Genomic DNA, 19,493 nt, shown 5'->3' on the forward strand with positions numbered 1-19,493 from the left:
GAGTACGGCCAGCCCGGCACCACATGGTCCGATGAGCGGCCATTGCGGCCGTGGACCAGACAGAACAGCCGCTCCGGCGAGCAGGCGGCATCCGGTCGCAGCCACGGTGAGACGTCCACCGTGAGCACGATCCGCCCGTCGAACCGCTGAAGAGGCAGGGATGTGAGCAGGTCACGCAGGGCATTTGTGTCGAGCCGGCCGTGGTTCAGGGCGCCGTACAGCGAGCCGTAACCGCGCTGGTGCTCTGCCAGTAGCGACAGCTCCACCGGCGTCCGTATCGGGCCGTCCGCACACAGCAGAGCGTCGGCCAGCTCGAAGAACGCGTCGGCCCGCGCGGACAGACACCCGTAGAACCGGGCGCGGAAGTGTGACAGGTCAGCGAGGGCGTCCCGAGCGCCGTCCTGGTGCAGCACACCCATCCCCAACGGCCTCCCCCGTGAACTCCTTCATCACAACGCAGAGTTCAGGATCACGAGGAAGACCGCCCCATACCCTGCAAACACTCCAAAGGGTGACCGCCGAGGTTAAGGAACAAGGTGAGACTGCTCCCATCCCCTTCTGCGTGGCAGGCGGCCGCGTTACGGTCCGGCGATGCGCACACGTCCGCGGGGCACTACCCGCATACCCTGGACATCACTCGTACTGGCGGCCGTCGCCGCCCTGTTGGCCGTGCTCGTCGCTCCGTCGGGCGCGGCGACCGCCGCCCCCGGCGGGGCGGCGAAGCCGAAGGAGAGCAGACCCGTCTATTCGTACGACCGTGCCGTGCGCGAGTCGGTATGGGTGGACATCAAGGTCGACGGTGACGGTGACGGGCGGTCCGACCGGGTCGCCGTCGACATCATCCGGCCCCGCGAGCCCGCCGAACAGGGCCGCCGCGTGCCGGTGATCATGGATGCCAGCCCGTACTACTCCTGCTGCGGCCGGGGCAACGAAAGCCAGAAGAAGACCTATGACGCACAGGGCAACCCCGTGCAGTTCCCGCTCTATTACGACAACTACTTCGTCCCGCGCGGCTATGCCGTCGCCCTGGTCGACCTGGCCGGAACCAATCGCTCCGACGGCTGCGTCGACATCGGCGGGCGCTCCGACATCCGGTCCGCGAAGGCCGTGGTCGACTGGCTGAACGGCCGCGCCCGCGGTTACAGCAGCCGTACGGGCGGATCGGCCGTCAAGGCCGACTGGACCACCGGCGCCGTCGGCATGATCGGCAAGAGCTACGACGGCACCGTCGCCAACGGCGTCGCCGCCACCGGGGTCGAAGGGCTGAAGACCATCGTCCCGATCGGTGGGATCAGCTCCTGGTACGACTACTACTTCGCCAAGGGCGCCGCCCTCTACGACGGCGGCCCCGACGGGCTCTCGAACGGCATCGAGAGCCCGGACGCGCGCGCCCACTGCCAGGCCGAGCAGCGCCGGCTCGTCGAAGGCGCACCGCGCAACGGCGACTGGACCCCGCAGTGGGCCGAGCGGGACTACGTCAAGGACGCCGCCAAGGTGCGTGCCAGCGTCTTCGTCGTCCACGGCGCGCAGGACCTCAACGTCCGCACCAAGCACTTCGGCCAGTGGTGGGACGCGCTCGCGAAGCAGGGCGTGGAGCGCAAGATCTGGCTGTCGACCGCCGGGCACGTCGACCCCTTCGACTTCCGCCGCGACGCCTGGGTGCCCACGCTGCACCGCTGGTTCGACCACTACCTCCTCGGCTACGCCAACGGCATCGAGCGCGAGCCCATGGCCGACATCGAGCGCGCCCCCGACCAGTGGGCCACCGACCGCGTCTGGCCGCCGAGCGGCACCCGGGCCACCACGCTCCACCCGGCCGCGGGCCCCGTCGCCGGCGTCGGCACCCTGGGTCTTGCGCCCGCGCCGTCCGGCACCACCGCCGCCTTCACCGACGACCCGAAGCTGAACGAGGGCGACTGGTCCGCCCACATCGACGAATCCACCCCCGGCAAGGCCGGGTTCACCACCGGGCCGCTCGCCCGCGACCTGCGGCTGTCCGGCTCCTCCACCGTCCGCCTCACCGTCACCCCGTCCACCGCCTCCGCCCACCTCTCCGCCGTCCTGGTGGACCTCGGCCCGGCCACCATCCGCAACTACGCGGGCGACGGCGAGGGCATCAAAACCCTGCCCGGCAGCAGCTGCTGGGGGAGCGGCACCCCCGGTGACACCGGCTGCTTCAAGGACACCGCGGCGGACACCGAGCAGGTCGGATACACCGTCTTCAGCCGCGGCTGGGCGGACCTCGGCCACTACGCGGGAGGCAAGGCGCGTCCGCTGACGCCCGGCAAGCCGTACACCCTCACCCTCGACCTGGCCGCCGCCGACCACGTCGTCCCGGCGGGCCACCGCCTCGCCCTGATCGTCGCGGGCACCGACGCCGGGCTCATCGAGCCCGCCGCCACCAGCCCGCGGCTGACGGTGGACCTCGGCCGCACCTCCGCCGAGCTGCCGTTCGTCGGGGGACGCGCGGCCTTCGCCCGCGCGACGGCCGGCGGCCACCGCCCCGCGCCGCACCCGGGCACCCCGCCGTACGGCTTCCGCCCGTCGGCGCCGTCCCACATACCGGCCGCCTGAACGACCGCGCGGTCCCGCCGCGGTGGCGGGATCGCGCGGGTACCACAGGTCGCCCATAGAAAAAACTGTTATGGGACCGGGCCCTCGAGCGGTTAGAGTCGGCGCATCATGAGCGCCACCCTCGTCGCCAAGGACCTCGCAGCCGGACACGGCGACCGCACCCTCTTCGCCGGGCTCGACCTCGTCGTCGCCCCCGGTGACGTCATCGGACTGGTCGGCGCCAACGGCGCGGGGAAGTCGACACTGCTGAGGCTGCTCGCGGGCCTGGCCACCCCGGAGGAGGGCGCCGTCCGGCTCAGCCCGCCCACCGCGACCGTCGGCCACCTGCCCCAGGAGCCCGACCGCCGCCCCGGCGAGACCGTGCGGGCCTTCCTCGCCCGCCGCACCGGCGTCGCCGCCGCCCAGGCCGCCCTCGACGCCGCGACCCAGGCCCTGGTGGACGGCGCCCCCGGCGCCGACGACGCTTACGCCCACAGCCTCGACCGCTGGCTCGACCTCGGCGGCGCCGACCTGGAGGAGCGTGCCGAGGAGGTCACCGGCTCGCTCGGCCTCACCGTCGGCCTGGACCGGCCCATGACCGCCCTCTCCGGCGGCCAGGCCGCCCGCGCCGGCCTCGCCTCGCTGCTGCTCAGCCGCTACGACGTCTTCCTCCTCGACGAGCCCACCAACGACCTCGACCTGGACGGCCTGGCCCGCCTGGAGTCCTTCGTCACCGGGCTGCGCGCGGGCACCGTGCTCGTCAGCCACGACCGCGAGTTCCTCGCCCGCACGGTCGACAAGGTCCTCGAGCTCGACCTCGCCCAGCAGCAGATCTCCCTCTACGGCGGTGGCTACGCCGCCTATCTGGAGGAGCGCGAGACCGCCCGCCGGCACGCCCGCGAGGCGTACGAGGAGTACGCCGACACCCGCGCCGGCCTGGAGGCCCGCGCCCGCACCCAGCGGAACTGGATGGAGAAGGGCGTCAAGAACGCCCGCCGCAAGGCCACCGACAGCGACAAGCTCGGCCGCAAGTTCCGCACCGAGTCCACCGAGAAGCAGGCCGCCAAGGCCCGGCAGACGGAGCGGCTCATCGAGCGGCTGGAGGTGGTCGAGGAGCCCCGCAAGGAGTGGGAGCTGCGCATGGAGATCGCCGCCGCGCCCCGCTCCGGCGCGGTCGTGGCCACCCTGCGCGGCGCCGAGGTCCGCCGCGGCTCCTTCACCTTCGGACCCGCCGACCTCCAGATCGACTGGGCCGACCGGGTCGCGATCACGGGCGCCAACGGCTCCGGCAAGTCCACGCTCCTCGCCGCGCTGCTGGGCAGGCTGCCGCTCGACGCGGGCGCCGCCGCGCTCGGCCCGGGCGTCGTCGTCGGCGAGGTCGACCAGGCGCGCGCCCTCTTCTTCGGGACCGAGGCGCTGCTGGCCGCCTTCGAGGCGGTCGTGCCGGAGCTGGAGCCCGCCGACGTCCGCACGCTGCTCGCGAAGTTCGGGCTGAAGGCCGCCCATGTGCTGCGCCCGGCCGCCACCCTCTCCCCGGGCGAGCGCACCCGCGCCGCCCTCGCGCTGCTCCAGGCCCGCGGTGTCAATCTGCTCGTCCTGGACGAGCCCACCAACCACCTCGACCTTCCGGCCATCGAGCAGCTGGAGTCCGCGCTCGCGTCGTACGAGGGCACGCTGCTGCTCGTCACCCACGACCGCCGGATGCTCGACGCCGTGCACACCACCCGCCGCATCGAGGTCGCGGACGGGCGTCTCACAGAGAACTGACAGGCCGGCCGCACAGAGAACTGACAGGTCAGACGCACAGAGAATGGACAGGTTCGGACAGGCGGCTGACAGGTTGGAAAACCGCAACAGTCCGTCCGGGTGAAGCGGTGTCCGAAAACAAACCCAGGTACAGGCCAATATTTGGCCAAGCGCTCGCCATGGTGGTCGGGGCGACGCGCCGGGGCCGGTCGCCCCTCGGCCCCGCACGGTGGCGGATTTGAACTCCTGATGGGGATGCTCCGGCAGGTGTTCGATTTACGGAATTCTGGCTCCACCATGCGAACCCTGCGCCGGAGGTCGGCGTCTGTGGTGGCGGACGTCCCGAGGGCGTCCGTTCCACCCGCCGTCGAATTAAGGCGAATAGAGGCGTACCGATGTCCCCGTCCCTTTCCGGCCCACAATCCGGCACACAGGACCCCCCTGTGGGGCAGGCCCGCTACCGCAGTGCCCCGGCACCGCGCCCGCGCACCCTGCTCGACGTACTCGACACCACGATCGCCGCACATCCCGAGGCCCTCGCCCTCGACACCGGTCATGAGGCCCTCACCTACCGGGCGCTGCGGGACGAGATCACCGTCCGCGCCGACCGGCTGCGCCGCGTCGGCATCGGCCCCGGCGACCGTGTCGGCATCCGCGTCCCGTCGGGCACCGCGGAGCTGTATCTGTCCATCCTCGCCGTGCTGGCCTGCGGCGCCGCCTATGTGCCGGTCGACGCGGACGACCCCGACGAGCGCGCCGCCACCGTCTTCGGCGAGGCCGGCGTCTGCGCCGTCCTCGGTGCCGACGGCCTCCACACGGCCGGGCCCGTCGACCCCCTGCGGACGCAGCGGCCGGAGCCGCTCCCCGAGGACGACGCCTGGATCATCTTCACCTCCGGCTCCACCGGCGCCCCCAAGGGCGTCGCCGTCACCCACCGCAGCGCCGCCGCCTTCGTCGACGCCGAGGCCGCGCTCTTCCTCCAGGACAGCCCGCTGGGTCCCGGCGACCGGGTGCTGGCCGGACTCTCCGTGGCCTTCGACGCCTCCTGTGAGGAGATGTGGCTGGCCTGGCGCTACGGCGCCTGCCTGGTGCCCGCGCCCCGCGCCCTGGTGCGGGCCGGCCACGAACTCGGCCCCTGGCTGGTCGAACGCGGCATCACCGTCGTCTCCACCGTGCCCACCCTCGCGGCGCTGTGGCCCCCGGAGTGCCTGGACCGCGTGCGGCTGCTGATCGTCGGTGGCGAGGCGTGCCCCGCTGCGCTCGTCGACCGCTTCGCCGTGGCCGGCCGCGAGATGTGGAACACCTACGGTCCCACCGAGACCACCGTCGTCGCCTGCGCCGCCCGGATGCTGCCCGGCGAGCCCGTCCGCATCGGCCTGCCGCTCAACGGCTGGGAACTGGCCGTCGTGGACGCGAGCGGCGAACTCGTGCCGTACGGCGCCGAGGGCGAGCTCGTCATCGCGGGCGCGGGCAACGCCCGTTACCTCGACCCGGTCAAGGACGCCGACCGCTACCGGCACTCGGACGCCCTGGGGACCGACCGCGCCTACCGCACCGGCGACCTCGTCCGCGCCGACCCCGAGGGCCTGATCTTCGCGGGCCGCGCCGACGACCAGATCAAGATCGGCGGCCGCCGCCTCGAACTGGGCGAGATCGACGCCGCGTTGAGCTCCCTGCCCGGCGTGCACGGCGCCGCGGCCGCCGTGCGCACCACCCCGGCGGGCGGCAAGGTCCTCGTGGGCTACGTCCTGCCCGACGGCGGATACGACCGGCACAAGGCGAGAGAACTGCTCGCCGAGCGGCTGCCCGCCGCGCTGGTGCCCGTCCTCGCCGAGGTCGGTGAACTGCCCACCCGCACCTCCGGCAAGGTCGACCGCGACGCCCTGCCGTGGCCGCTGCCGCAGTCCGCCGAAGACGGCGAGGAACTGCGCGGCACCGCGGCCCGGCTGGCCCACCTGTGGGAGCAACTGCTCGGCACCCGGCCCACCGCGGACTCCGACTTCGTCGCCCTCGGCGGCACCAGCCTCACCGCCGCCCGCATGGCCTCCGCCCTGCGCGAGCACCACCCCGGCGTCTCCGTCGCCGGCCTCTACCGGCACACCGTCCTGCGCGACATGGCCGACCACATCGACTCCCTCACCCCCGCGCGGTCCTCGGGCCCCGCGCCCGAGGTGCGCCCGGTGCGGCCCCTGCGGCGGCGCACCGGTGTGGCCCAGGTCCTCGTGCAGTGCGCGCTCTTCGGCGTCGCCGGGCTCCGGGGGCTGGTCGGCCTCGCCGCCGCCGACAACGTCCTCGGACTGCTGGCCCCGCGGGCCTGGGCACCGCACACCTCCTGGTGGCTGGTGCTGATCGGCTGGGTGGTGCTCTTCAGCGCACCCGCCCGCTTCGCGATCGGCGCCTGCGCCGCCCGCACCCTGACCCGCGGCATCAAGCCGGGCGCCTACCCGCGCGGCGGCCGCGTCCACCTGCGGCTGTGGGCCGCGGAGCGCACGGTGGCCGCCTTCGGCGTCCCGACCCTCCTGGGCACGCCCTGGGCCGCCCTGTACGCCCGCGCCCTGGGCTGCAAGGCCGGCCGCGGCGTGGCCCTGCACGCGATGCCGCCGGTGACCGGCCTCGCCGAATTCGGCGACGGCTGCGGCGTCGAGCCCGAGGCCGACCTCTCCGGCTGGTGGCTCGACGGCGGACTCCTGCACGTCGGCGCCCTGAAGATCGGCGCGGGCGCCCGGGTCGCCCACCGCAGCATGATGATGCCCGGCGCCTCCCTCGGCGCGAACGCCGAACTCACCTCCGGCGCCTGCCTCGACGGCCACATCCCCGCCGGCGAGACCTGGGAAGGATCGCCGGCCCGCCCCCGCCCCCGTACCGCGGTGCCCCGCCCCGCGAGCGCGACGTCCGCCGAGCGGAGCGAGGGCCTCGGGCGAGGCTCCGCTGTCCCGGCCTCCCGCACGGACAGCGCCCTCGCGGCGGCCGCGCGCGCCGTGGACGAAGCCTTCGACGGCCTCGGCCACCCGGTGGACGCGGGTGACCGCCCCGCCACCCGCTCCGCCCTGAGGAGCCGTCGCCCGCGCAGCGGCTCCGTCCGCCCGCAGCCGACCGGCCGCCCCGAGCCGTACGCGGGCCGCGGCAAGGGCTCCCCCCGCCCCGGCGGAACCGGCCGCCGCGCCCGGCGTGCCCGCCGCACCCCGCCCACCACAGCGACGGTGAGCCCGCGCTGGCGCCTCGCCTACGCGCTGTCCCTCGCGCTCGTGCCCCTGCTGCCGCTTCTCTCGGCACTCCCGTCGCTGGTCGGCACGTACTACCTGGTCAAGAGCTGCTCCACGCTGCTGTCCGTGACGCTGCTGCTGCTCGCCGCCGCGCCCGTGCTCACCGTCGCCACCACCCTGTGCTGGGCGCTGCTCGTCGCCGGGGTCGTCCGGCTCCTCGGGCGCGGGATCACTCCCGGAGACCACCCCGCCACCGGCGGGGTCGCCTGGCGGGCCTGGCTCGTCACCCGGCTGCTCGACTCCACGCGCTCCAGCCTCTTCCCGCTCTACGCGGGCCTGGCCACCCCCGTCTGGATGCGCCTGCTCGGCGCCCGCGTCGGCAAGAACGCCGAGATCTCCACGGTGCTCCCGCTCCCGTCGCTGCTCACGGTCGACGAGGGCGCGTTCCTCGCCGACGACACCCTGGTCGCCCCGTACGAACTGCACGGCGGCCGGATGCGGCTGGGCACCGCGCACATCGGGCGGCGCGCCTTCGTCGGCAACTCCGGCATCGTCGGCCCCGGCCGGAGCGTGCCCGACAACGGCCTGATCGGTGTCCTCTCCGACACCCCCGAGCACAGCGAGCCGGGCTCCTCCTGGCTGGGCCGTCCCGCGATGCCGCTGCCGCGCGTCGCGACCGTCGCCGAGGCGGGCCGCACCTTCGCGCCGCCGCGCCGCCTCGTCCTCGCCCGCGCTGCCGTCGAGATCTGCCGCGTCCTGCCGCTGATCATCGGCTTCGCGTTCGCCGAACTGGTCCTGCTGGGCGAGCAGGACGCGCTCGACACCGGAGGCCCCGGCCTCGCCGCGGCCGTCGGCGCCCCCCTGCTGCTGGCCGCCGCGGCCGCCGCCGGACTCACCGCGACCGCCGCGAAGTGGCTGCTCATGGGCCGCTTCAAGGTGGGCGAGCACCCGCTGTGGAGCTCCTTCGTCTGGCGCAACGAGCTCTACGACACCTTCGTGGAGTCCCTCGCCGTGCCGTGGATGGCGGGCCCCTTCACCGGCACCCCGGTCCTCAACTGGTGGCTGCGCAGCCTGGGCGCCCGGATCGGCCGCGGCGTGTGGTGCGACACGCACTGGCTGCCCGAGACCGACCTGATCTCCCTCGGTGACGGCGTCAGCGTCAACCGCGGCTGTGTCCTGCAGACCCACCTCTTCCACGACCGGATCATGCGGATGGACACCGTCCACCTCGCCGACGGCGCCTCGCTGGGCCCGCACGGCATCGTCCTGCCCGGCACCAGCATCGGCGAGCACGCGGCCATCGCGCCGTCCTCGCTGGTCATGCGCGGCGAGTCGGTGCCCGCCGGGACCCGCTGGGCGGGCAATCCGATCGCAGGGGAGCGTGTGGCGTGAGGGGCGACGACGCATCATGACCCTCCGGGACCGCTTCCCGTGCAGCCGCCGCGCCGTTCTCACGGCCGCGGCGGCGGCCCTCCCGCTGGCCGCGACCGCGGCCAGCACGAGCGACCGGGCCGCCCGCGGCGGCGGCCCGGCGGCGCGCTACTTCCCGCGCCACGGCTCGTACGGCCACCGCACCCTCGCCTACGACCTGCGGCTCGCCTACGACCCCGGGTCCGCGTGGCTGGACGGCCACGCCACGATCAAGGCCGTCGCCAACGAGAACACCCGCCGGGTCGAACTCGACCTGGCCCGGCTGACCGTGCACGCCGCGGAGATCGACGGCGAACCGGCGACCGTGCAGCGGCGGGACGGCAAGGCCGTGCTCACCGCCGCCCGGCCGCTCGCCCCGGGCCGGCCGTTCACCGCGGACATCCGCTACAGCGGCAGCCCGGGGCCCGTACGCACCCCGTTCGGCGCGATCGGCTGGGACCGTACCGGCGACGGTCACGACGGCACCCTCGTCGCCTCCCAGCCGCTCGGCGCGCCCTCGTGGTTCCCGTGCAACGACCGGCCGGACGACAAGGCCGCTTACACCGTCACCGTGACGGTGCCCGCGGGCCACCACGCGCTCGCCAACGGCACCCTGCGCGAGCGCCGGGACCTCGACGACGGGTCGGTGAGCTGGACCTACCACCACCCCGGGCCGATGGCGTCCTACCTCGCGGCCGTCTACACCGGCCGGTTCACGCACGAGACGCACGACACGGAGAGCAGCGGCTCACCCGTACCGCTGCGCAACGCCTACCCCGCCCACCTCGCCGACCGGGCCCGGCACGACCTGGCCCGCCAGCCTCAGATGCTGCGCGCCTTCACGGAGATGTTCGGCCCGTACCCCTTCGAGACGTACGGCGCCGTCGTCGTCGACGCCGAACTCGCGGCGCCCGTGGAGAATCAGACGCTCTCCGTCTTCGGCAGCAACCACATGGACGGCAAGCGCGGCTGGGAGACGCTCGTGGCCCACGAGATCGCCCACCAGTGGTACGGGAACAGCGTCAGCCTCAACGACTGGCGGCACATCTGGCTCAACGAGGGCTTCGCCACCTACGCGGAGTGGCTGTGGTCCGAGCACATCGACGAGGACGACGCCCACACCCTCGCCGTGCAGGCCCGGCGGGAGCTGTCCGGCCACCGGCAGAACCTGCGCATCGGCGACCCCGGGCGCAGCCGCATCTTCGACGACCGGGTCTACGTCCGGGGCGCGTGCACCCTGCACGCGCTCCGGCTGGCCCTCGGCGACGAGCGGTTCTTCACGGTGCTGCGCACCTGGCACGCCGCGCACCGCGGCGGCAGCGCGGACACCGACGCGTTCGTCGCCCACGCGGAACGGACGGCGGGCCGGCCGCTGACCGGCCTGCTCCACCCCTGGCTGTTCGAGCGGACGCTGCCGGAGTTCCCGGACCGGACCGTCGGGGCGTGACTCCCTGCCGGACCGCCCGGCGCGCCTACCAGTGCGCCGGGCGGTTCAGCGACGGCGGCAGCACGGTGGCGGCGTCGCCCTTCGCGGCGTCGAGCTGCGACTGGATGAGGAAGAGGCTGCCGGTGAGGTCGGCGCCCCTGAGGTCCGCCCCGCGCAGATCGGCCCCGATGAGGTCGGCCAGCCGCAGGTCGGCGCCGCGCAGGTCGGCACCTATGAGGCAGGCGCCCCGCAGACTGGCGCCCCTGAGGTCCGCGCCCTTGAGCTTCGCCCCGATGAGGCCGGCTCCGCGGCGGTCCTTCTTCTTCCCGCCGAACCCTGCGCGTGCGAGCTCGCTCGCCCGCAGCAGCAGGGGGTTGACCTCCTGCCGGACGGCCATGACGTCCACGGCCGCGAGGGCCTCGGCGTCCAGGGCGGTGAGCCGCGCGGTCTCCTCCAGCGCGCGGGTGAGCTCACCGCGCACCGGCCGGGCGGCGGGCAGCGCCCGCGCCTCGGTCAGGTAGTACAGCAGCTCGTGCAGGTCCCGCATGACGGGGAACACGTCGAACATCCGCTGCCCGCCGTCCGGCGCCCGCCGCCAGTCCAGCCCGCCGAACGTCACCTGCGAGACCTTCTGCCCGGCGCCGAAGCAGTCGTAGACCGTGCAGCCACGGAACCCGCGCGGGCGCAGCTCGGTGTGAATGCCGCAGCGGAAGTCCGCCCGCAGATTGGGGCACGGCGTCCGGGCCGGCTTGTCGATCGCGAAATCCGACGAGGCGGAGAAGGCGGGGACGGTGCAGCAGAGGGCGAAGCAGTTGGCGCAGTCGGCGGCGAGGTCGGTGCCGGTCGGTATGTGGGACAAGGGGTGGATCTCCTGGCTCGATGTTTCGTTTCTTCCCCCGGCTCGGCGGCTTCCGGGGGCGGGTCGCTGGCACCTGCGGCAAGAGCGGCCTGCGGCCGCGTCCTCAGTCTCCCCCAGCTACCTCCCCCAGACTCCGTCCGGGAGTGCCCCCCAGAGGTGCCCCCAACGGGCTGGATATCCAGCCCGTTGGGCGTTTGAGGACAACGCGCGAAGCGTGTTGCCGGGGGTCCGGGGGGCTCCCCCGGTTTCGGGAAAGGGCGGGCAGGGGAACAAAGCGCCGCGGGCCCAAGCGACCCACTGCCCCGGGGCGGAGCCCTTCGCGGCGGAGCCGCACATCAGACGCGGCCGGCAAGGGGCGGGCAGGGGAACAAGCCCCGCGCAGCGGGACCGTCAGCGCCGCTTCGGATCCAAGAGCCCCGCCCGCCGCAGCGCGTCAGCCATCGCGTCGTTCGCCGGCGGAGCCGCCTCCCGGGATCGCGGCGCACCCCCGCCGTCACCCCGCCGCGGCCGAGGCGCCCCACCGCGGGCCCCCTTGCGCGGCGCGGCCCCCGCCGCGGGAGCCGCCTCGTCCTCCAGCCGCAGCGTCAGCGACACCCGCTTGCGCGGGATGTCGACCTCCATGACCTTCACCCGCACGATGTCACCGGGCTTCACGACATCCCGCGGGTCCTTCACGAAGTTCTTCGACATCGCCGACACATGCACGAGACCGTCCTGGTGCACACCGATGTCCACGAAGGCGCCGAAGGCCGCCACATTGGTGACGACGCCTTCGAGGACCATGCCGGGCACGAGGTCGCCGAGCTTCTCGACGCCGTCCTTGAACGTCGCCGTCCGGAACGCCGGACGCGGGTCGCGCCCCGGCTTCTCCAGCTCCCGCAGGATGTCGGTGACCGTCGGCAGGCCGAAGGAGGCGTCGACGAAGCTCTCGGGGCGCAGCGAGCGCAGCACGCTCGTGTTGCCGATGAGCGCGGCGACCTCGCCGCCGGTGGCCTTCACCATCGCCCGCACCACGGGATAGGACTCGGGGTGCACGCTGGAGGCGTCCAGCGGGTCGTCGCCGCCGCGGATCCGCAGGAAGCCGGCGCACTGCTCGTACGCCTTCGGGCCGAGCCGGGCCACGTCCTTGAGGCCCTTGCGGGACCGGAAGGGGCCGTTGGCGTCGCGGTGGGCCACGATGTTCTCCGCGAGGCCCGTGCTGATGCCGGAGACCCGGGAGAGCAGCGGCGCGGACGCGGTGTTCACGTCGACGCCGACGCCGTTCACACAGTCCTCCACGACCGCGTCGAGCGAGCGGGAGAGCTTCAGCTCGGAGAGGTCGTGCTGGTACTGCCCGACGCCGATGGACTTGGGGTCGATCTTCACCAGTTCGGCGAGCGGGTCCTGGAGCCGGCGGGCGATGGAGACCGCGCCACGCAGCGACACATCCAGCTCAGGCAGCTCCTGGGAGGCGAACGCGGAGGCGGAATACACCGAGGCGCCCGCCTCCGAGACCATCACCTTGGTCAGCCCCAGCTCCGGGTGGCGCGCGATCAGGTCGGCGGCGAGCTTGTCGGTCTCGCGCGACGCCGTGCCGTTGCCGATCGCGATCAGCTCCACGCCGTGCTCGCGCGCGAGCCGGGCGAGCGCCGCCAGCGAGGCGTCCCACTTCTGCTGCGGCACGTGCGGATAGACCGTCTCCGTCGCGGCGACCTTGCCGGTCGCGTCCACGACGGCGACCTTCACGCCCGTGCGGAAACCGGGGTCGAGGCCCATCGTGACGCGTGTGCCCGCCGGGGCGGCGAGGAGCAGGTCGCGGAGGTTCGCGGCGAAGACCCGGACCGCCTCGTCCTCGGCGGCCTGGCGCAGCCGCAGCCGCAGGTCGATGCCGAGATGGACGAGGACGCGGGTGCGCCAGGCCCAGCGCACCGTGTCGGCCAGCCACTTGTCGGCCGGGCGGCCGCGCCCGACGATGCCGAACCGCCGGGCGATGGCCTGCTCGTACGCGGTGGGGCCCTCGGCGGCCGACGGCTCCTCCGGCTCCAGGGTGAGGTCGAGGACCTCCTCCTTCTCGCCCCGCAGCATGGCCAGCACCCGGTGCGAGGGCAGCGCGGTGAAGGGCTCGGCGAAGTCGAAGTAGTCGGCGAACTTGGCGCCGGCCTCCTCCTTGCCCGGCCGCACCTTGGCCGCGACGCGGCCGCGCGTCCACATGCGCTCGCGCAGCTCGCCGATCAGGTCGGCGTCCTCGCTGAAGCGCTCGGTCAGGATGGCGCGGGCGCCCTCCAGCGCGGCCGCGGCGTCGGCCACCCCGCGCTCGGCGGAGACGAAGGCGGCCGCCGCGGCGAGCGGCTCGACGCCCGGGTCGCCCAGCAGCCCGTCCGCGAGCGGCTCCAGCCCGGCCTCCCGCGCGATCTGCGCCTTGGTGCGCCGCTTGGGCTTGAAGGGCAGATAGATGTCCTCCAGCCGGGCCTTGGAGTCGGCGGTGCGGATCCGCTCCTCCAGCGCCGCGTCGAGCTTGCCCTGCGCGCGGACGGAGTCCAGGACCGCCGTGCGGCGGTCCTCCAGCTCCCGCAGATAGCGCAGCCGCTCCTCGAGGGCGCGCAGCTGCGCGTCGTCGAGCATCTCGGTCGCTTCCTTGCGGTAGCGGGCGATGAAGGGCACGGTCGAGCCGCCGTCGAGCAAGTCGACGGCGGCCTTCACCTGCCGCTCCCGGACGCCGAGCTCCTCGGCGATCCTGCCTGCGATCCTGTCCTCGGTCGACGCACCCGCTGCCGTCACGATCACGCTCCGCTTTCTCCTCGAGCTGTGATCCGCATTGTGGCAGGTGCCACCGACAACGCCCGCGCGAGCCTCGCGGCCCCGGCGCTCAGCCCTTGCCGAGCAGGTCCGCGGGGAAGCCGCCCGCGCCGAACGCCGCCGTGGTGAAGGCGGTCGCCAGCTCGGTGAGGCGCTCGGTGCCCGCCGCGCCCAGGTGCTCGTACGGGCCCGCGTCCAGGCGGTCCGTGGTGGCCTCCAGCTCCTCGCGCAGCGTGATGCCGGCTTCCGTCAACTCGCCCTCGGCGTCGAGCAGTCCGCGCTGCCGCAGCCGGTCCCGGCCCGCGTCCAGCTCGTCCTCGCTCCAGCCGCGGGTGGCCAGCAGCCACTTGCGGGTCATGCCGCGGCCGGTCGCGCCGTGGCTGACGAGGGCCTCCACCGGGTCGAGTCCGGCCTGGACGAGTGCCATCACATGGCCGTCGCCGCGGTGTTCGCGCAGCAGGGTCGCGGCGTACCAGAGGGCGAGGTGCGGCGCGTCCGGCACCGGCAGGGCGGCGTGGGCGGCGTACAGCGGGCGGCCGCCCCGTGTGCAGCCCTCGGTCGCGCGCAGCGCGAGGCGGGCGGCCTCGGCCATCTCCGGGGAGGCGACGGTGTCGTCGCCGAGCAGGCGGCGCAGGGTCGCGTCGGCGGCGCGCAGCCGGGCGGCGATCGCCTCCTCGGGCGTGACGGTGTCCCAGACGGCCGGGACGTGCCGGGCCACCAGCTCGTACTTGTAGTTGTAGAACGCGGCCGCCACCACACCGGCGCCCACCCGCCCGAACGCGGCGGCGCGCGCCGCGAAGTTGACGGCGGGGCGGTCCTCGACGCCCAGGGCCGTGAACTCCCGGTGGGTGTCCGGGGAGAAGTAGACGAGGGAGTGCAGGGGGTTCACGACGTGGTGACAGCGGCGCGCGGCGCCCTCGGGCAGACGCTGGGAAGTGGTCATGGCTGCACGTTACCGACTGGTCGGTACGGCGGGAAGATCCGGGGGAGGGCCGGTGGCCATGGCGGAAAAGGTGGGATATTCGTCATTGCGGACGCGCCGGACCCCGGTGAGCATGGTGTGCATGACACCTCGCCGCACCGTGCTCTTCCCCCTCTTCGAGGGGGTGCAGAGCCTCGACGTCACAGGCCCCCTCGAAGTGTTCGACCGCGCGGCCCTGGTGGCCGGCGACCCGGATCTCTACGAGCTCCGTACCGCCACCGTCGACGGCGGGGCGGTCCGCACCAGCAGCGGCCTGCGGCTGATGCCCGACACGGCCCTGCGCGCGGCGAAGGTCCCGCACACCCTGGTCGTCCCGGGCGGGGCCGGCACCCGCGCCGCCGATCCCCGGCTCGTCGACTGGCTGCGCGAGAGCGCCCCGCGCGCCGAACGGATCGTGTCGGTGTGCACGGGAGCGTTCCTGCTCGCCGAGGCCGGGCTGCTCGACGGGCGGCGCGCGACGACCCACTGGGCCTACTGCGCCGGCCTCGCCGAGCGCTACCCCGCGATCCGCGTGGAGCCCGACCCCATCTACGTACGCGACGGGAAGATCGCCACCGCCGCCGGGGTCACCGCGGGCATCGACCTCGCGCTCGCCCTCGTGGAGGAGGACCTGGGCCGGGAGCCGGCGCTCGCCGTCGCCCGCAGGCTCATCGTCTTCCTGCGCCGCCCGGGCAACCAGACGCAGTTCAGCGCCCAGCTGGCCGTCCAGACCGCGCAGCGGGCGCCACTGCGCGACATCCAGCACTGGGTCGTGGAGAACCTGGCGGCGGACCTCTCCGTCGACGCGCTCGCCGCCCGCGCCGGCCTGTCGCCCCGGCACTTCGCCCGCGCCTTCCACAGCGAGGTGGGGATGACGCCCGGCCGCTACGTCGACCGGGTCCGGCTGGAAGCCGCGCGCAGGCTGCTCGAAGACACCGCCGATGCGGTCGAGACCGTCGCGCGGGCGTGCGGCTACGGCACGCCCGAGGCGATGCGCCGCGCCTTCATCCGCGCCCTGGGAGCCTCCCCGGCCGAATACCGCCGCCGCTTCCGCCCGCTGACCCCGGCCTGAGCCGGCCCGTTCCGTACGAAAGGACGATCGTGCAGATCGCCATCCTGCTCTACCCCGGCTTCACCGCCCTGGACGCCGTCGGCCCCTACGAGGTGCTCGGCAACCTCCCCGGCGCCGAGGCCGTCTTCGTCGCCGAGGAGCCCGGCACGCTGCGCAACGACAGCGGCAGGCTCGCCATGGTCGCCGACGCCTCGCTCGCCGAGGTCACGCGCCCCGACATCGTCGTGGTGCCCGGCGCGCCCGACACGAGCGGGCCGACGGGTTCCGAGGCCGTACGGGAGTGGCTGCGGGCCGTCGACCGCACCACGTCCTGGACGACGTCCGTGTGCACCGGCTCCCTGGTCCTCGCCGCCGCCGGCCTGCTGACGGGCCGCCGGGCCACCTCGCACTGGCTGCACCTGGAGGAACTGGCGTCGTACGGCGTCGAGTCCACCGGCGAGCGGGTCGTCACCGACGGGAAGTACGTGACCGCGGCGGGCGTCTCCTCCGGCCTCGACATGGGCCTCACGCTCGCCGGCCGGATCGCGGGCGACCGCACGGCCCAGGCGCTGCAGCTCCTCATCGAGTACGACCCGCAGCCGCCGTACGACGCGGGCTCACCGGAGAAGGCGCCCGCGGACCTCGTGGCGGAGTGGCGGGCGCAAAAGCTCTGACCCGGCGGCGTCACCGCCGCGCAGGACCACTCCCGCGGGCACGCGGCCGGGGAGGACCGGGACGGGGGTCCGGTCTTCCCGGGCACGCGATCGGGGAGGACCGGGACGGGGGTCCGGTCCTCCCCGGCCGCGGCCGTCAGGCCGGACCGGGCACCCGCCAGGCGAACCGCGGAGCCCGTCGCTCCAGGAACGCCGCGGCGCCTTCCGCCGCCTCACCGCTGCCGCGGGCCTCCCGCGCCCAGTGCTCCCACCGCGCGTCCCCTTCCGCCGCGGTGAACTCCTTCGCCGCCACCTGCGTGAGCAGCGACCGCGACGCCAGCACCCGCGCGAACTCCGCCACCCGCTCCCCGAGCGACTCCGCCGGCCACACCTCGTCCACCAGGCCGGTGCGCAGCGCCCGTTCGGTGTCGATCAACTCGGCGGAGAACAGCAGGTACTTGGCCGTCGACGGCCCCACCAGGGCGGCCAGCCGCCGGGTGGACGACGCCGCGTAGACGATCCCCAGCCGCGCCGGGGTCACCCCGAAGGAAGCGCCCTCCGCCGCGAAGCGCAGGTCGCAGGCGGCCGCGAGCTGGACGCCACCGCCCACGCAGTAGCCGCGGACGGCCGCGATCGTCGGCTTGGGGAAGGCGGCCAGCGCCTCCTCGGCCGCGACGGCCAGATCGCGGGAGCCCTCGCCGCCGTCGGTGAGCGAGGAGATGTCGGCGCCCGCGCAGAAGGTGTCGCCCTCGCCGGTGAGCACCAGGACGCGTACCGCCTCCTCGGCCGCGCAGCGCTCCAGCAGGCCGGGCAGGGCCCGCCACATGCCGTTCGTCATGGCGTTCCGCTTGGCGGGGTTGGCGATACGGACGGTCGCGGTGCCGTCGGCGATGTCCAGATGCAGTGCGGGCTCCATGGTCCGGATGCTATCCGGGCGCGATTCCACGATCCGACCTATGATCAAAAAGGGGGCGCTACGAGGAGGCGCTCATGTCCAGGGGCACAAGGCGGGCGCGGCCACCGGGCCACAGGCTCAGCCGCAATTTCGGGGTGCTGGCGCTGCTGGGCGGGATCCTGGTGCTCGCCGGGCTGGTGGGGCTGGCCTACGCGGGGTTCGCGACCCTCACCACGATGCTGCTCTTCGGCTGGCTGCTGCTGATCGGCGGGATCGTCGGCCTGGTGCACGCCGTCCAGTCGCGGGACAGCAGCTTCTTCTGGCTCGGCGTGGTGGTCGCGGCGCTGAACATCGCCGCGGGCGCGGTGGTGATCCGGCGGCCCGAGGTCGCGGCCGTGGGCCTGACGATGTTCGCCGCGCTGCTCTTCCTGACCGGCGGCGTCTTCCGGCTGGTGGGCAGCGTGGTGGTGCGCGGCCCGCAGATGGGCTGGACGCTCGTGCAGGGCGCCTTCGGGCTGCTGCTGGGCATCCTGGTGCTCGGTGACTGGCCGCACAGCAGCCGCTATGTGATCGGCACCTTCTTCTCCCTCGCCCTGCTCTTCGACGGGCTCGGCCTGATCGCCCTCGGGGTCGGGGGCCGCCGGGTCGTCGGCCTGGTCTCGGACGCGGTCTCGGAAGAAGGTGCTCCGGATCGTTCAGCCAACAACGACCAGGGCGGCCAGGAACAGTCGCGTGGGTGACCCTGGCATACGCACGCGATCAAATCCCGTCGATAGGCGCTGACTTGTGTTCAGAATGCCGGTGCGGACCCTTACGTTCCCAACACTCGATGTGCGGTCGACCACGGTGAGGGGTTGGTATCGGACATGGAGATCCTCGGGAGCGTTCCGCCCGAACCGGGACAGGCCCCGCCGCCGCGCAGGCCGATCGAGTTCGACGGTGCCTGGCGGTTCACCGCTCCCGCACGGGACTCCTCCGTGCCCCGCGCCAGACACGCCGTCCGCGACCTGCTGGGCCGTCAGCGGGTGCCGCTGCGCGACGACCTCCTGCACGGCCTGCTGCTGATCGTCTCCGAGCTGGTCACCAACGCCGTGCAGCACGCCGCGCTGCTCTCGCCCGAGGTCGCCGTGGAGGTCTCCATCGGCCCGCACTGGGTACGGGTGGCCGTCGAGGACGACCACCCGTACCGGCCCAAGCCCCTGGAGGCGGACGACGACCGCATCGGCGGCCGGGGCCTGCTGCTGGTCAAGACCATCTCGGACGAGGCCGGCGGCCTGTGCGACGTCGAGCACACCGCGAGCGGCGGCAAGGTGGTCTGGGCCGCCCTGCCGCTCGGCACGCCGGCTACCAGCCCGCTGCGTCCCCGGTGATCTCGCGCACCACCGGACGCGCGGTGTCCAGCACATCCATGAACCACGCCGAGAACGTGAACTTCTCCCGCAGCTCGTCGAGCTCGGCCGGGGTCACGAAGGCCGTCTCCTCGACCTCCTCCGGGTCCGGGCGCAGCGCCGCGCTCACGGTGCCCACGAAGAGGTGGTTGAACTCCTGCTCGACCAGGCCCGACGCCGGGTCGGGGTGGTTGTAGCGCACGGTGCCCGCCTCGCGCAGCAGCGAGGGCGCGGCGCCCAGCTCCTCGCCCGTGCGGCGGGCCGCCGCGACGAACGGCGGCTCGTCCGGATAGGGGTGGCCGCAGCAGGTGTTGGACCAGACGCCGGGGGAGTGGTACTTCCCGAGCGCCCGGCGCTGGAGCAGCAGCCGCCCCTGCTCGTCGAAGAGGAAGACCGAGAAGGCGCGGTGCAGCCGCCCGGGGGCGATGTGCGCGGAGAGCTTCTCGGCCGTGCCGATGGTTCTGCCGGACTCGTCGACCAGTTCCAGCATGATCGGTTCAGCTGTGCCGTCGGAGGTGGGAACCGTCGAGTCGTCGGCGGACAGGCCCTTGGCAGGTGTGATCGGCATTGACC

Annotated in this window: 14 protein-coding genes; 8 read left to right on the top strand and 6 right to left on the bottom strand. The window is 73.9% G+C overall.

The window, feature by feature from the left end:
- A partial coding sequence (locus tag ACH427_RS08175) for a transposase (protein WP_398868601.1) occupies nt 1-419 on the bottom strand: 419 nt, incomplete at its 3' end.
- Nucleotides 420-591: 172 nt separating this feature from the next.
- Between ACH427_RS08175 and ACH427_RS08180 the strand changes: the two genes are divergently transcribed.
- The 4 genes from ACH427_RS08180 (at nt 592) to ACH427_RS08195 (ending at nt 10,359) form a co-directional block, all read left to right on the top strand.
- On the top strand, nt 592-2,574 hold the full coding sequence (locus tag ACH427_RS08180; protein WP_398868602.1) for a Xaa-Pro dipeptidyl-peptidase: 1,983 nt from the start codon (nt 592-594) through the stop codon (nt 2,572-2,574).
- 108 nt (nt 2,575-2,682) lie between these two features.
- Nucleotides 2,683-4,320, top strand: a complete 1,638-nt coding sequence (locus ACH427_RS08185) for an ABC-F family ATP-binding cassette domain-containing protein (RefSeq protein WP_398868603.1) — start codon at nt 2,683-2,685, stop codon at nt 4,318-4,320.
- Between the two features lie 422 nt (nt 4,321-4,742).
- Entirely contained in the window at nt 4,743-8,894 is a 4,152-nt protein-coding gene (locus tag ACH427_RS08190) for a Pls/PosA family non-ribosomal peptide synthetase (RefSeq protein WP_398868604.1), read from the top strand.
- A 16-nt stretch (nt 8,895-8,910) separates the two neighbouring features.
- Complete coding sequence (locus ACH427_RS08195) at nt 8,911-10,359, top strand: M1 family metallopeptidase (RefSeq protein WP_398868605.1); 1,449 nt, start codon at nt 8,911-8,913, stop codon at nt 10,357-10,359.
- 25 nt (nt 10,360-10,384) lie between these two features.
- Here ACH427_RS08195 and ACH427_RS08200 read toward each other — a convergent pair whose 3' ends face one another.
- The 3 genes from ACH427_RS08200 to ACH427_RS08210 form a co-directional block, all read right to left on the bottom strand.
- Complete coding sequence (locus ACH427_RS08200; protein ID WP_398868606.1) at nt 10,385-11,197, bottom strand: pentapeptide repeat-containing protein; 813 nt, start codon at nt 11,195-11,197, stop codon at nt 10,385-10,387.
- Between the two features lie 390 nt (nt 11,198-11,587).
- Nucleotides 11,588-13,960, bottom strand: a complete 2,373-nt coding sequence (locus tag ACH427_RS08205) for a Tex family protein (protein ID WP_398868607.1) — start codon at nt 13,958-13,960, stop codon at nt 11,588-11,590.
- An 82-nt stretch (nt 13,961-14,042) separates the two neighbouring features.
- Nucleotides 14,043-14,915, bottom strand: a complete 873-nt coding sequence (locus ACH427_RS08210; protein WP_398868608.1) for a hypothetical protein — start codon at nt 14,913-14,915, stop codon at nt 14,043-14,045.
- A gap of 121 nt (nt 14,916-15,036) precedes the next feature.
- Here ACH427_RS08210 and ACH427_RS08215 point away from each other — a divergent pair, with 121 nt between their 5' ends.
- Together ACH427_RS08215 and ACH427_RS08220 are read left to right on the top strand one after the other, a co-directional pair.
- A complete protein-coding gene (locus tag ACH427_RS08215) occupies nt 15,037-16,005 on the top strand; it encodes a GlxA family transcriptional regulator (protein ID WP_398868609.1) in 969 nt (322 codons plus the stop codon).
- A gap of 29 nt (nt 16,006-16,034) precedes the next feature.
- Complete coding sequence (locus ACH427_RS08220; protein ID WP_398868610.1) at nt 16,035-16,658, top strand: DJ-1/PfpI family protein; 624 nt, start codon at nt 16,035-16,037, stop codon at nt 16,656-16,658.
- A 136-nt stretch (nt 16,659-16,794) separates the two neighbouring features.
- Here the strand turns inward: ACH427_RS08220 and ACH427_RS08225 are convergent, their stop codons facing one another.
- Nucleotides 16,795-17,553: an enoyl-CoA hydratase/isomerase family protein gene (locus ACH427_RS08225; RefSeq protein WP_398868611.1), complete on the bottom strand. Its 759-nt coding sequence runs from the start codon at nt 17,551-17,553 to the stop codon at nt 16,795-16,797.
- A gap of 74 nt (nt 17,554-17,627) precedes the next feature.
- Between ACH427_RS08225 and ACH427_RS08230 the strand changes: the two genes are divergently transcribed.
- Together ACH427_RS08230 and ACH427_RS08235 are read left to right on the top strand one after the other, a co-directional pair.
- Complete coding sequence (locus ACH427_RS08230) at nt 17,628-18,272, top strand: HdeD family acid-resistance protein (RefSeq protein ID WP_398868612.1); 645 nt, start codon at nt 17,628-17,630, stop codon at nt 18,270-18,272.
- Nucleotides 18,273-18,398: 126 nt separating this feature from the next.
- Nucleotides 18,399-18,902 carry an ATP-binding protein gene (locus ACH427_RS08235; protein ID WP_398868613.1) on the top strand — a complete coding sequence of 168 codons (504 nt, stop codon included), beginning with the start codon at nt 18,399-18,401 and terminating at the stop codon, nt 18,900-18,902.
- On the opposite strand, the gene idi is transcribed toward ACH427_RS08235, so the two are convergent.
- A complete protein-coding gene (gene idi, locus ACH427_RS08240; protein ID WP_398868614.1) occupies nt 18,877-19,488 on the bottom strand; it encodes an isopentenyl-diphosphate Delta-isomerase in 612 nt (203 codons plus the stop codon). The genes ACH427_RS08235 and idi overlap by 26 nt on opposite strands.
- Nucleotides 19,489-19,493 lie beyond the last annotated feature (5 nt).

This window comes from Streptomyces sp. NPDC020379 (assembly GCF_044387105.1).
Lineage (GTDB): Bacteria > Actinomycetota > Actinomycetes > Streptomycetales > Streptomycetaceae > Streptomyces.